Annotated in this window: 14 protein-coding genes and 1 tRNA gene; 7 read left to right on the top strand and 8 right to left on the bottom strand. The window is 68.3% G+C overall.

Annotation, left to right across the window (positions count from 1 at the left end; genetic code table 11):
* The first annotated feature begins 134 nt into the window (after positions 1 to 134).
* The 3 genes from BRW65_RS32135 (at position 135) to BRW65_RS04195 (ending at position 1194) form a co-directional block, all read left to right on the top strand.
* A complete protein-coding gene (locus BRW65_RS32135; RefSeq protein WP_073871778.1) occupies positions 135 to 446 on the top strand; it encodes a hypothetical protein in 312 nt (103 codons plus the stop codon).
* A gap of 79 nt (positions 447 to 525) precedes the next feature.
* Positions 526 to 816 (top strand): hypothetical protein, encoded by a 291-nt coding sequence (locus tag BRW65_RS04200; protein WP_073871574.1) that lies wholly within the window; start codon positions 526 to 528, stop codon positions 814 to 816.
* 75 nt (positions 817 to 891) lie between these two features.
* Positions 892 to 1194 (top strand): DUF4193 domain-containing protein, encoded by a 303-nt coding sequence (locus BRW65_RS04195; RefSeq protein ID WP_073871571.1) that lies wholly within the window; start codon positions 892 to 894, stop codon positions 1192 to 1194.
* Between the two features lie 44 nt (positions 1195 to 1238).
* Here BRW65_RS04195 and BRW65_RS04190 read toward each other — a convergent pair whose 3' ends face one another.
* The 5 genes from BRW65_RS04190 to ponA2 form a co-directional block, all read right to left on the bottom strand.
* The gene (locus BRW65_RS04190; protein WP_073871568.1) at positions 1239 to 1814 is read right to left on the bottom strand and encodes a hypothetical protein; all 576 of its coding nucleotides are present in this window, start codon (positions 1812 to 1814) and stop codon (positions 1239 to 1241) included.
* Positions 1815 to 1897: 83 nt separating this feature from the next.
* Positions 1898 to 1971: transfer RNA gene (locus tag BRW65_RS04185), tRNA-Pro, on the bottom strand.
* 61 nt (positions 1972 to 2032) lie between these two features.
* On the bottom strand, positions 2033 to 3148 hold the full coding sequence (locus BRW65_RS04180) for a PLP-dependent cysteine synthase family protein (protein ID WP_073871565.1): 1116 nt from the start codon (positions 3146 to 3148) through the stop codon (positions 2033 to 2035).
* The gene (locus tag BRW65_RS04175) at positions 3145 to 4143 is read right to left on the bottom strand and encodes a metallophosphoesterase (protein WP_084187700.1); all 999 of its coding nucleotides are present in this window, start codon (positions 4141 to 4143) and stop codon (positions 3145 to 3147) included. The genes BRW65_RS04180 and BRW65_RS04175 overlap by 4 nt, the downstream gene beginning before the upstream one ends.
* 88 nt (positions 4144 to 4231) lie before the next feature.
* Positions 4232 to 6661: a transglycosylase/D,D-transpeptidase PonA2 gene (gene ponA2, locus BRW65_RS04170; protein ID WP_073871559.1), complete on the bottom strand. Its 2430-nt coding sequence runs from the start codon at positions 6659 to 6661 to the stop codon at positions 4232 to 4234.
* 363 nt (positions 6662 to 7024) lie between these two features.
* Here ponA2 and BRW65_RS04165 point away from each other — a divergent pair, with 363 nt between their 5' ends.
* A complete protein-coding gene (locus BRW65_RS04165) occupies positions 7025 to 7375 on the top strand; it encodes a WhiB family transcriptional regulator (protein WP_073871557.1) in 351 nt (116 codons plus the stop codon).
* Positions 7376 to 7396: 21 nt separating this feature from the next.
* Here BRW65_RS04165 and BRW65_RS04160 read toward each other — a convergent pair whose 3' ends face one another.
* Both BRW65_RS04160 and BRW65_RS04155 read right to left on the bottom strand, forming a co-directional pair.
* The gene (locus BRW65_RS04160; RefSeq protein ID WP_073871554.1) at positions 7397 to 8566 is read right to left on the bottom strand and encodes an ArsA family ATPase; all 1170 of its coding nucleotides are present in this window, start codon (positions 8564 to 8566) and stop codon (positions 7397 to 7399) included.
* Positions 8563 to 9585, bottom strand: coding sequence for an ArsA-related P-loop ATPase (locus BRW65_RS04155; RefSeq protein WP_073871551.1), 1023 nt, complete (start codon positions 9583 to 9585; stop codon positions 8563 to 8565). Before BRW65_RS04155 ends, BRW65_RS04160 begins: the two co-directional genes overlap by 4 nt.
* A 77-nt stretch (positions 9586 to 9662) precedes the next feature.
* Here BRW65_RS04155 and BRW65_RS31155 point away from each other — a divergent pair, with 77 nt between their 5' ends.
* Genes BRW65_RS31155 through BRW65_RS04140 form a run of 3 tightly spaced genes read left to right on the top strand, consistent with a single transcriptional unit; the run spans position 9663 to position 11080 of the window.
* A complete protein-coding gene (locus BRW65_RS31155; protein WP_073871548.1) occupies positions 9663 to 9824 on the top strand; it encodes a DUF4177 domain-containing protein in 162 nt (53 codons plus the stop codon).
* Entirely contained in the window at positions 9825 to 10289 is a 465-nt protein-coding gene (locus BRW65_RS04145) for a RidA family protein (RefSeq protein WP_073871545.1), read from the top strand. It begins immediately after the preceding gene.
* Positions 10286 to 11080 (top strand): MBL fold metallo-hydrolase, encoded by a 795-nt coding sequence (locus tag BRW65_RS04140; protein ID WP_073871542.1) that lies wholly within the window; start codon positions 10286 to 10288, stop codon positions 11078 to 11080. The genes BRW65_RS04145 and BRW65_RS04140 overlap by 4 nt, the downstream gene beginning before the upstream one ends.
* Before the next feature lie 68 nt (positions 11081 to 11148).
* On the opposite strand, the gene crp is transcribed toward BRW65_RS04140, so the two are convergent.
* On the bottom strand, positions 11149 to 11823 hold the full coding sequence (gene crp, locus BRW65_RS04135; RefSeq protein WP_073871540.1) for a cAMP-activated global transcriptional regulator CRP: 675 nt from the start codon (positions 11821 to 11823) through the stop codon (positions 11149 to 11151).
* Positions 11824 to 11859 lie beyond the last annotated feature (36 nt).

Raw genomic sequence — 11859 nt, 5'->3', positions numbered from 1 at the left:
ACCGCCGTGGATGATCCCGCGAAGCGGTTGCGGCTATTCGGCCGCGGGATGGCCGCCACGGGTGCCAGCCCGATCGGCGAATCGAATGCCGTGCGAATCGCCCTGAGGCACAAGCTTTCTCGCGAGGAGGCGAGTTGAATTCGGACAACCGTGACCCGATCGATCACCAGCGGACCTTCCGTCAGCACGCCGGTGAAACCGTCACCAACGGCGCCAACGCGCCCGGCCTGGCCGGCTCGGCCGTCGCGGTGCTCGCCCTGATCGTGGGTCTGTTCGCGTTGGCGACCCGGCACTTGTCGGCGGGCCTGACCGCCGTGGTTCTCGCCGCCCTGCTGGGTGCGGCGAGCGCGGTGTGGCTGGCGCGCACGCATCGCCAGGTGCGCGACGCCGAACTCGCCTGGCACGCCGCGAATTCCGATGAGCCCGCCCCGCCACCGACCAGCTGATCCTGTGAGCTGACCAACACCGACCCGCTCGGGACCGACCGGACGTTTGACCGCGGCAGCGACCGGGTAGAAGCCGATCATGGTCGCGCCCGTCCCACTGCGAGCAGCAAACTATCCGGTCGAGTACCGGCGGGACTCTCCGCTGCTCGGCCTCGCTGCCGTGGCGGTCTGGGCGGTCAGCCTGGCGATCGGCTTGTTCGAGCTGCTGGCGGGGCACGAAGGAGTGGCCATCGGGGCGCTGATCGTGTCGGTCGTCGCGCCGTGGCTGGGCCTGGCGCTGGCACACTACCCCGCAGCCGCCCGGCGCCTGAGACAGCTCAAGTTCCGCCGGCGCAACTTTTTCGAGACGGTCGGTGTAACTCGCGCCTGAATGGGGTACAGCCTGCGCCACGGGATGAGTACAGGACAGTGCGTCAACCCGGCTCATTAGCAGGAAGGAACTGCCATGCCGACCGCAAGCGACTATGACGCACGCCGGGTCTCCGACATGGAAACCCAGGACAAGTCCGAGATACGCGAGCTAGCACCGACCTTGCAGGGATCCGCCACCGCGGTGGTCGATGAGGATCCCAACGACGTCCACTTCTTCGAGCTGCCCGGCGCCGACCTGTCCGGTGAAGAGCTGTCGGTGACGGTGATTCCCCAGCGGTCCGATGAGTTCACCTGCTCGAGTTGCTTTTTGGTGCAGCACCGCAGCCGCCTGCGCAGCACGAGTGCGGGCCTGCAGATCTGCGCCGACTGCGCTTAGCGACGCCACCCTGGCAGGGTTGCACCGTTGGCGCGCAACCGATTTCAGGACTGAGCCCATTCGCGTTCACATACGGCGCAGTGCCGGATGACCATCGCCCAGTGGGGTTCGTCCTTGCCGGGCTCGCGGATCAGGTGCGCGGAGGTGTCACCGCAGCCGGGGCAGGCGCAGATCGCGCGGTAGTGCTCCACCGGTTGGGCCGCCATCAGCCGCAGGTTCTCCGCGCGGGTGAAGGGCACGATTACCAGCGATTCCGGGCGGGGGAGCGGGTGCGGATTGTCGAACCACAACAGGCCACACGTCACCGTGGCCACCGCCGTGAAGATGGCCAGGATCATCGTCGGAATGTCCCACGGCCAATTCGGCGGGAGCGGGGTCAGCACGAGAACCACCAGCACGGCGGAGACCAGCGTGCCGATGATGGTGCCCGGTTTGGCGAACCGGTAGCCGCCGACGTTCAACGCTTCCCACGCCTGGATCTCCTGCTGCCGCCGCGCGATCTCCGCCAGGGACGGGTGGCCGGGAGCCCCGGCCGGCGACGCGACATCAGCAAATCGCGTGCCCGGTCGGCCAACCTCAGGTCGCCGCCCTCGCTCGGGCGACCGGCTCACCAGCGCCATGCGGGTCGAGCTTAATGGCAAAGCCGAATGAGCGCAGTATCGGACGCTGTGTCCGGCTATCCTGCCAGCTAACACGAACTGGGTCGGGGTGGCGGGATTTGAACCCACGGCCTCTTCGTCCCGAACGAAGCGCGCTACCAAGCTGCGCCACACCCCGCTTGAAGCTCCGACAGCCTATCGCACCCGCCCATCGGCTGGCCAAACCGCGGTGCGCCGGGTCACTGCCACCGGCAGGAACGCTCGAACTCCACCAGGGCCGCGGCCGGGCCGCTGGGATCGAGTCCCTGCGCGCTGACCCACTCGTCGTCGAAGTAGGTGTCGTGATAGCGGTCGCCGCTGTCGGCGAGCAGCGTGACCACCGAGCCGCTGCGCCGCTCGGCGACCATCTCGGCGACCAGGCCGAAGGCGCCCCACAGGTTGGTGCCCGTCGAGGGCCCCACCCGGCGGCCCAGGACGGCGCTGACGTGGCGGGCGGCGGCGATGGACGCCGCGTCGGGCACCGCGACCATGCGGTCGACCACGCCGGGCAGAAACGACGGCTCGACCCGTGGCCGGCCGATGCCCTCGATGCGGGACGAGGCGGGCATTACGAGGTCGTAGCGGTCCTCGGCGTAGGCGGGAAAGAACGCGGAGTTCTCCGGGTCGACGACGCACAGCCGGGTCTCGTGCCGCCGGTAGCGGAGGTAGCGGCCGATGGTCGCGCTGGTGCCGCCGGTGCCCGCGCCGACGACGATCCACTCCGGAATCGGATGTGCCTCCTCGCCCATCTGCTCGAAGATCGACTCGGCGATGTTGTTGTTACCCCGCCAGTCGGTGGCGCGTTCTGCGTTGGTGAACTGGTCCAGGTAATGCCCGCCGGTCTCGCGGGCGACGCGTTCGGCTTCGGCGTACACCTCGCTCGACTTCTGCACGAAATGGCAACGGCCGCCCTGAGCTTCGATCAGAGCCACCTTGGAGGGGCTGGTCGACGCCGGCATCACCGCGACGAACGGCAGACCCAGCAGGGCGGCAAAGTAGGCCTCCGACACCGCCGTCGATCCCGACGACGCCTCGACCACCGTGGTGCTCTCGTCGATCCACCCGTTGCAGAGGGCGTAGAGAAACAACGAGCGCGCCAGCCGGTGTTTCAGGCTGCCGGTGATGTGGGTGGTCTCGTCCTTGAGGTACAGCGCCAAATCGGCGCCTCGGCCGTGTCCAGCCCATGCCTCCGGCAGCGGGTAGCGCAGCAGGTGCGTGTCCGCGCTGCGGCGGGCGTCGGCCTGGATCAGCCGGACCGCGTTGTCCGTCCAGCGCCGGGAGTGGCTGCGGACCGCGATCCGGGTCCGCTCGGTCAACGCACCGAAGCTGTTGGCTGCGAACGGCTAAGGTCACTGGCCGAGTCGCGGCCGCCCATCGGCGTGGCGATCAAAGTCAGCAGGGTGGCCTCGGGCCGGCAGCAGAACCGCACCGGCGCGAACGGGGAGGTGCCGATGCCGGCGGAGACGTGCAGCTGCATGTTCGCTCCCCACCGGGACGGCCCCTTGGCGCGCGACCGGTCCAGGCCGCAGTTGGTCACCAGCGCGCCGTAGAGCGGTAGGCAGACCTGCCCGCCGTGGGTGTGGCCGGACATCACCAGCTGGTAGCCGTCGGCGGCGAAGCGGTCCAGGACCCGCGGCTCCGGGGAATGGGTCAGCCCGAGGCGCAGGTTGGCGGCCGGACTGGCCGGGCCGGCGATCGTCTCGTAACGGTCTCGGTCGATGTGCGGGTCGTCCACCCCGGCGGCGGCGACGTGCAGGCCGGCCACCTCGAACTCGCGCCGCGTGTGGGTCAGGTCCAGCCAGCCGCGCTCGGTGAAGGCCGCCCTCAGGTCCTGCCAGGGCAGCGGCTCACCGCGGACCCGGTGCGACGGGTTGGTCACGTAGTTCAGCGGGTTCTTCAGGCGCGGCCCGAAGTAGTCGTTGCTGCCGAAGACGAAGACCCCGGGCCGCGACAGCAGATCGCCCAGGGCCTGCACCACCGCGGGCACCGCCTTGGGGTGCGCCAGGTTGTCGCCGGTGTTGACCACCAGGTCGGGTTCCCAGTTGCTCAGCTCCCGCAGCCAGGCCTGTTTGCGGCGCTGGTTGGGCAGCATGTGCAGATCGCTGATATGCAGCACCCGCAGCGGCGTGGAGCCCGGCGTCAGGACGGGCATGGTGATCTCGCGCAGCACGAAGGCGTTGCGCTCCACGACGGCGGCGTAACCGATGCCGGCGACGGCCGAACCGAGCGCGAGGGCACCGGTGCGAATCAGCGTGGGCAGCGCCCCGCGACGATGCGGTCCGCGCAGCGGACCGCCGAGGAGCGGGACCATTGAGCTTGCATCAGCCATGCTGGCAGCCTACTGCCGGTTGCGCTTTGGCAACGTATAGCTTGCGCCGCGGCGTCACGGGTCGCCCGGTCTACGGGGGCGGCTGCCCGGGCGGCGGAGGCGGCGGCGCCAGGAGCGGAATGGTGATCGGGGGCAGCCCCGGGATCTCCACCACCTGCGAGCCCACCGGCACCGGCGCGCCCTCCGGCGGCGGCGGGGGTGCCGGCGGGATGCCGTTGCTGACCTGGATGGTGATGATCGACCCGGGGATCGTCGCGCCGCTTGGCGAGGTCCCGACCACCTCGCCCTGCTTGGCGGAGCTGTTGACGAAGTTGTTCTGGTCGGCGACCTGGAAGCCGGCTTCCTTCAGGCGGGAGCGCGCGGCGTCGATGTCCAGGCCGGCGACGCTGGGCACTCGCGACCCGGGTGAACCGTCGACGTAGCGGGGATCGGTAGGCGGCAGCTGCACCGGGCCGAAGTTGGTGGCGATCGGCTTCATCGCCGTGAACCAGGTGCGGGCCGGCTCGTTACCGCCGTACAAGTCGCCCTCGCCGCAATGGCGCAGCGGCGACGAGCACAGGTCCGTCGGCGAGGGTGAGTCGTCGTAGATGTAGTTGGCCGCGGCGTAGTGGTTGGTGAAGCCGACGAAGCCGGAGGAACGGTGCGCCTCGGTGGTGCCGGTCTTGCCGGACATCGGCAGCGTCCACCCCGCGGCACCGGCGGAACCGGAGGCCGTGCCGCCGCCCACCGCGTCCTTGCTCATCGCGTTGGCCAGGGTGTTGGCCAGGCCTTCGGGCACCACTTGGTCGCAGGTCTCGGTGGTCACGGCGACCTCGTTGCCGTGCCGGTCGATCAGCTTGTCGATCGGGTTGGGCGGGCACCACGTGCCGCCCGAGGCCAGCGTGGCCGCGACGTTGGACAGCTCGAGCGCGTTGACCTCGATGGGGCCCAGCGTGAACGAGCCGATGTTCTGCCTCTTGACGAAGTCGGCCAGGCTCTCGTTGCTGTCGGGGTTGTAGTCGCGCGCGGTTCCGGGATCGGCATAGGACCGCAGGCCCAGCTTGATCGCCATGTCCACGGTGCGGGTGACCCCGACCTGCTGAATCAGCTTGGCGAACGCGGTGTTCGGCGAGGTGGCCAGCGCCTCGGTCACGTTCATCGACCCGCGGTAGTTGCCGGCGTTGACCACGCACCAGTTGTCCTTGGGGCAGCCCTTGGCCCCACCGCTACCCATGCCCTTGGTCTGGAAGCGCGGCGGCACGTCGAGCGTGGCGTTGATGCCCATGCCCATGTCCAGGGCGGCGGCCGTCGTGAAGATCTTGAACACCGAGCCCGCGCCGTCGCCGACCAGCGAGAAGGGCTGCGGGCGCATGGTCTGCCCGGCGTCGCTGTCCAGCCCGTAGGTCCGGTTGCTGGCCATCGCCATCACCTTGTGCGAGGTCTTGCCCGGCTGAATCACGCTCATCACGCTGGAGATGCCCGGCAGGGTCGGGCTCGCGAACTGGTCGATCGCCGACTTGACCGGGGCCTGCACGTCGGGGTCCAGCGTGGTGCGGATCAGGTAGCCGCCGCGGGCCACCTGTTCTTTGCTGATCCCGGCGCGCGACAGGTACTCCTGGACGTAGTCGCAGAAGAACGCGCGATCGCCGGCGGCGATGCAACCCCGGGGTAGCTCGTTGGGCTGGGGCAGCACGCCCAGCGGGGTGGCCTTGGCGGCGCGCAGCGCGTCGGCCTCCTGCGGGATGTTCTCGATCATGGTGTCCAGCACCAGGTTTCGCCGGGCCAGCGCCCCCTCGGGATTGGTGTAGGGGTTGAGCGCGCTGGTCGACTGCACCATGCCCGCCAGCAGCGCCGCCTGCTGCCAGTTCAGGTCCGAGGCGTTGATGCCGAAGTAGGTCTGTGCCGCGTCCTGCACGCCGAACGAGCCGTTGCCGAACGACACCAGGTTCAGGTAGCGGGTGAGGATCTCGGGCTTGGTGAAGGTCTTGTCCAGCGTGAGCGCCATCCGGATCTCGCGCAGCTTGCGCGCCGGGGTGGTTTCCACGGCGGCGCGCTTCTCGGCGTCGGTTTTGGCGGTCACCAGCAACTGGTAGTTCTTGATGTACTGCTGCTCGATGGTCGAACCGCCGCGGGTGTCGACGTCGCCGCGGGCGTAGCCGGCGAGCCCGGTCAGCGTGCCCTTCCAGTCCACTCCGTTGTGGTCGGCGAACCGCTTGTCCTCGATGGACACGATCGCCAGCTTCATGGTGTTGGCGATCTTGTCGCTGGGCACCTCGAAGCGCCGCTGGGAGTACAGCCAGGCGATGGTGTTGCCCTTGGCGTCGACCATCGTCGACACCGCGGGTATCTCTCCCTCGAGGAGTTGGGCCGAGCCGTTGGCGACGACCTCGGAGGCCCGGTTCGACACCAGTCCCAATCCGCCCGCGAACGGAAACATCAGCGCCGTGGCGACGACACCGGCCAGCAAGCAGCACCCCGCAAGCTTGAGGATGGTGAGAAAGGCCTGGGGGCGGTCTGACATGGCTACTACAGTAGCGGCCGCTAGTCACGCCGCCACGCTGCGAGTTCACCCACTTTTTCGCGCTGTCATTGACCAGCGCTTTACGGTCACGGCCGGGATAAAATTTACGCACGCGTCAGTAAGCGGACCCCGGAAGCGACGTGTCCAAGATCACTTCTTCGCCTATCCTTTTGGGCGAGACGGCACGCCCGTCCCAAAAAAAGCGTTATCGGACTGTTGCGCAATTGGTGGCTGACCACCTAACTTAGACACACGGTGAGATTCAGGTAACACCGATGTACACAGTGTGGCGTAGATCGCAGGAGCGGATCTGCACCCCAGGAGGTCGGCCGTGAGAGCGGTCGGTAGGGAAGGGAACAGTTCGTGTCAGGAACACGGCCTGCGGCGCGTAGGACAAACATTGCGGCCGCACAAGGGGTACTCCGCAGCGTTGATGCCGAAGAACGGATCGCCTGGGTTTCCAAAGCACTGTGTCGAACCACCGATCCGGACGAGCTTTTCGTCCGTGGGGCCGCGCAGCGCAAAGCGGCCGTTATTTGCCGGCACTGCCCGGTGATGCAGGAGTGCGGAGCCGACGCGCTCGACAACAAGGTTGAGTTCGGCGTCTGGGGCGGCATGACCGAACGTCAGCGCCGCGCCCTGCTCAAGCAGCACCCCGAGGTGGTCTCCTGGGCGGACTTCTTCGACAAGAGGCGGACCCGCAGCGTCAGCTGACCCGCGGATCGACCGCCGCTGCTAGCGCAGGGGCCCTTGCGCCGCGGCACGGATCGCGTCATCGCCAACCGGTGCGATCTGATCGGCGAGGGCGCGCAACGCTTCCAGATCCGAGACGTCGAAGGGTAGCGACGGAACCCCGATGACGGGCACGTGCGGATTGGCCCCGGTGAACCGCGACAGCAACCTGATTTCCCGTTTGGCGGCCTGCGCGCGGTCGGCGTGAATCCTGAGCACGGCCGCGGCCAACGCCGCCGCCTCGGAGTCCCTCTCGGCCTCAAGCGTTTCCGTCCCATCGATCGCCCGCTCGGCGGGCAGCGAGCACAACGTCGGGTGGGTGCGGTTGAGGACCAGCCCGGCCAGCGGCATACCTTCGGTGGACAGCCGGTCGACGAAGAAGGAGGCCTCGCGCAGCGCATCTGGTTCGGCCGCCGACACCACGACGAATTGCGTGCCCTTCCGCTTCAGCAGCGCGTAGGTGCGGTCGGCCTTCTCCCGGAAACCACCGAAGGTGGCGTCCAGCGATTGCACGAAGGCGGCCGCGTCGCTCAACATCTGTGAGCCGAGCACGGTAGACATCGCCTTCATCGCCAAACCCATTGCGCCGGTTACCAATCGGCCGATGCCCCGGCCCGGGGCGAGCAGCAGTCGCCACAGCCTGCTGTCCATGAAGCTGCCCAGCCGTTTCGGCGCGTCCAGGAAGTCCAGCGCGTTGCGCGATGGGGGAGTGTCCACCACCACCAGGTCCCAGCGGTCCTCGGCCAGCAGTTGGCCGAGCTTCTCCATCGCCATGTACTCCTGTGTGCCGGCGAGCGAACTGGCGACCGTTTGATAGAACTGGTTGTCCAGAATCGCTTGCGCGCGACCGGTTCCCGAGTATTGCACCACCATTTCGTCAAACGTGCGGCGCATGTCGAGCATCATCGCGTGCAGCTCGCCGGGAACCTCGGGCGCCAGGGGTACGCGTTGCGGGGTGTTGCCCAGGTCGTTGACCCCGAGTGCCTGCGCCAGCCGCTTGGCCGGGTCGATCGTCAACACGCAGACGTTGCGGCCGTATTCGGCAGCGCGCAACGCCATCGCGGCCGCGGTGGTGGTCTTGCCCACCCCACCGGCGCCGCAGCACACCACCACCCGGTTGGTCGTATCGGCCAGGATCGCAGCCATATCAAGCCTGTTCGGCGTCGTACTCATCGAACCCCCTGCTGCGCAAGCACTTCCGACAGCTCATAGAGGCTGCCCAGGTCGACGCCGTCGGAGATCGTCGGCAGTTCCAGCCGCGGCACCTGCAACGCGTCCAGCTGTTGCGCGATCTCGGCGCGCGCGGCGATGACCGTCGCGTGTTCGATGGTTTCGGTCAGCAGGCCCGCGAACTCGGTGTCGGTCAGCTTGATACCCGCCATCTCCAGCCCGGTCCGCACCGAGTCCGCGTCGACGTGCCCCTCGGCGGCCTTGGCCAGGTCGGCGGGCTGCAGGTGCGACGCGATGTTGCGATTCACGATCACGCTGCCGATCGGCAGCTCCATCTCGGCGAGTTCCTCGATGGCCTCGAGCGTTTCCTGCACCGGCAGCGCCTCCAGGAGGGTGACGAGGTGGATGGCGGTCTGCTCGGAGTGCAGCAGCTTGACCACGCCCTCGCTCTGCGAGTGCACCGGACCGCCCTTGGCCAGATCCGACACGGCCTTGGTGACGTCCAGGAAGCGGGCGATCCGACCCGTCGGCGGTGCGTCGACCACGACCGCGTCGTAAACCGGGTTCTTGGTCCCCTTGTTCAGCCGCACCACCGATTCCTTGATCTTTCCGGTCAGCAGCACGTCGCGCAGGCCGGGTGCGATCGTCGTCGCGAACTCGATGGCGCCGATGCGGCGCATCGCCCGCCCGGCGATACCGAGGTTGTAGAACATGTCCAGGTATTCCAGGAAGGCCGCCTCGATGTCGATCGCCAGGGCGTTGACCTGCCCGCCGCGTTCGGCGGTCGCGATCTTGACCTCCTGATAGGGCAGCGGCGGCACGTCGAAGAGTTGGGCAATGCCTTGCCGCCCTTCGACTTCCACGAGGAGGACCTTGCGTCCCCCGGCTGCCAGGGTCAGCGCCAGCGCGGCCGCTATCGTCGACTTGCCCGTGCCGCCTTTGCCGGTGACGAAATGCAGGCGGGCCTTCGACAACCGCGCCGGCCAGCCGACGGCGCCACCGCCGCTCGATGTGTTTGCCACCTTCGCATGCTAGCCCGGCCGCGGTGCGGCCCAAGGGCAGGCCAGAGTCCTTTACACCCGACCGATAAGCTCGCGCCATGAGCCAACCGATCGCATGGGAATACGTCACGGTCCCGCTGCTGACGCACGCCACCAAACAGATCCTCGACCAGTGGGGTGCCGACGGTTGGGAACTGGTGTCCGTGCTGCCCGGACCAACCGGCGAGCAACACGTCGCATATCTGAAGCGCCCGAAGTAGATGACGGCGTCGGCACGGCTCTCCGAACTCGGTGTCACGTTGCCGGAGGTGGTGACCCCGCTGGCCGCCTACGTGCCCGCGGTGCGGACGGGTGACCTGGTCTACACCGCGGGTCAGCTGCCGATGCAGGCCGGACAGCTGGCCGGGACGGGCAAGGTGGGGGCCCACGTGAGCCCGGAAGAGGGCAGGGCGCTGGCGCGGATGTGCGCGCTCAACGCCCTGGCCGCCATCGATTCGCTGGTGGGCATCGACGCGGTCACGCGGGTGGTCAAGGTCGTCGGCTTCGTCGCGTCCGCCCCCGGTTTCAACGGCCAGCCCAGCGTCGTCAACGGGGCCTCCGAGCTGCTGGCCGAGGTGTTCGGCGACGCCGGCGCGCACGCGCGGTCGGCGGTCGGCGTGTCCGAGCTGCCGCTGGATGCGCCGGTGGAAGTCGAGCTGATCGTGGAGGTCGGCTCACGACCGTGACCGCCGCGCCCGAGTCGCTGAGCCACCCCGCCTACGGCAGGCTGAGGCCGGTCACCGAGACCGCCTCGGTCCTGCTGGCCGACAACCCCGGACTGCTGACGCTCGAGGGGACCAACACCTGGGTGCTGCGCGGCAGGGGCAGCGACGAGCTGGTCGTTGTGGATCCCGGCCCGGACGACGACGAGCACATCGCCCGGGTAGCCGGGCTGGGCCGGATCACGCTGGTGCTGATCAGCCACCGGCACGGCGATCACACCGATGGCATCGACAAGCTGGTCGAGCGCACCGGCGCGACGGTGCGGTCGGCGGGCAGCGGATTCCTGCGCGGCCTCGGCGGTCACCTGACCGACGGCGAGGTGATCGACGCGGCGGGCCTGAAGATCAAGGTGATGGCCACCCCCGGTCACACCGCTGACTCGCTGTCGTTTCTGGTCGACGACGCGGTGCTCACCGCGGACAGCGTGCTGGGCCGCGGCACCACCGTCATAGATTCCGAAGACGGCAGCCTGGCCGACTACCTGGAATCGCTGCGGCGGCTGCGCGGCCTCGGGCCGCGTACGGTGCTGCCCGGTCACGGGCCGGACCTCGCCGACCTGGAGGCCGTCGCGTCGGGTTACCTCACGCACCGGCACGAGCGCCTGGAACAGGTGCGCGCGGCGCTGCGTGATCTCGGCGAGGACGCCACCGCGCGTCAGGTCGTCGAACACGTCTATGTGGACGTCGACGAGAAACTCTGGGACGCGGCCGAATGGTCCGTTCAGGCGCAGCTGGACTATTTGCAGCGAGACTGAAAATCTGCAGGAGAAGTGCGTAAAAGGGCCTGCGGAATTACCGGCTCGACGCAAAATTCGGCGCCTCGCTACCTCGCTCTGCGGGCCAGCCTTTCGGAGTCCGAAATCAGCACGCTCTTGCCCTCCAGACGGATCCAGCCGCGGTGGGCGAAGTCGGCCAGCGCCTTGTTCACCGTCTCCCGCGAGGCGCCCACCAGCTGGGCGATCTCCTCCTGCGTCAGGTCGTGGGCGACCCGCATGGCGCCACCCTCCTGGGTGCCGAACCGCTGGGCGAGCTGCAGCAGCTGCTTGGCCACCCGGCCGGGCACGTCGGTGAAAATGAGGTCGGCCAGGTTGTTGTTGGTGCGGCGCAGCCGCCGGGCCAGCACCCGCAACAGCTGCTCGGCGATCTCGGGGCGGTCGGCGATCCACGCGCGCAGCGCGTCACGGTCCATCGACACCGCGCGCACCTCGGTGATGGTGGTCGCGCTGGAGGTCCGCGGGCCCGGGTCGAAAATCGACAATTCGCCGAACATGTCCGACGGGCCCATGATCGTCAGCAGGTTCTCCCGGCCATCGGGTGAGCGACGGCCGATCTTCACCTTCCCGGAGACGATGATGTAGAGCCGATCGCCCGGCTCGCCTTCGGCGAAGACCGTGTGCCCACGGGGAAAGTCGACGGGTTGCAGCTGCTTGGTCAGCGCGGCGACCGCGCCCGGCTCAACCCCTTGGAAGATTCCTGCCCTTGCCAGGATCTCGTCCACATTGCCTCTTCAAATTTTCAATGTTTGTGATACGGC

Origin of the sequence: Mycobacterium paraffinicum, assembly GCF_001907675.1 — a bacterium.
In the GTDB taxonomy this organism is placed as follows: domain Bacteria; phylum Actinomycetota; class Actinomycetes; order Mycobacteriales; family Mycobacteriaceae; genus Mycobacterium; species Mycobacterium paraffinicum_A.
Note: the sequence above shows the minus strand (reverse complement) of the source record. Positions and strands in the feature narration are given on the sequence as shown.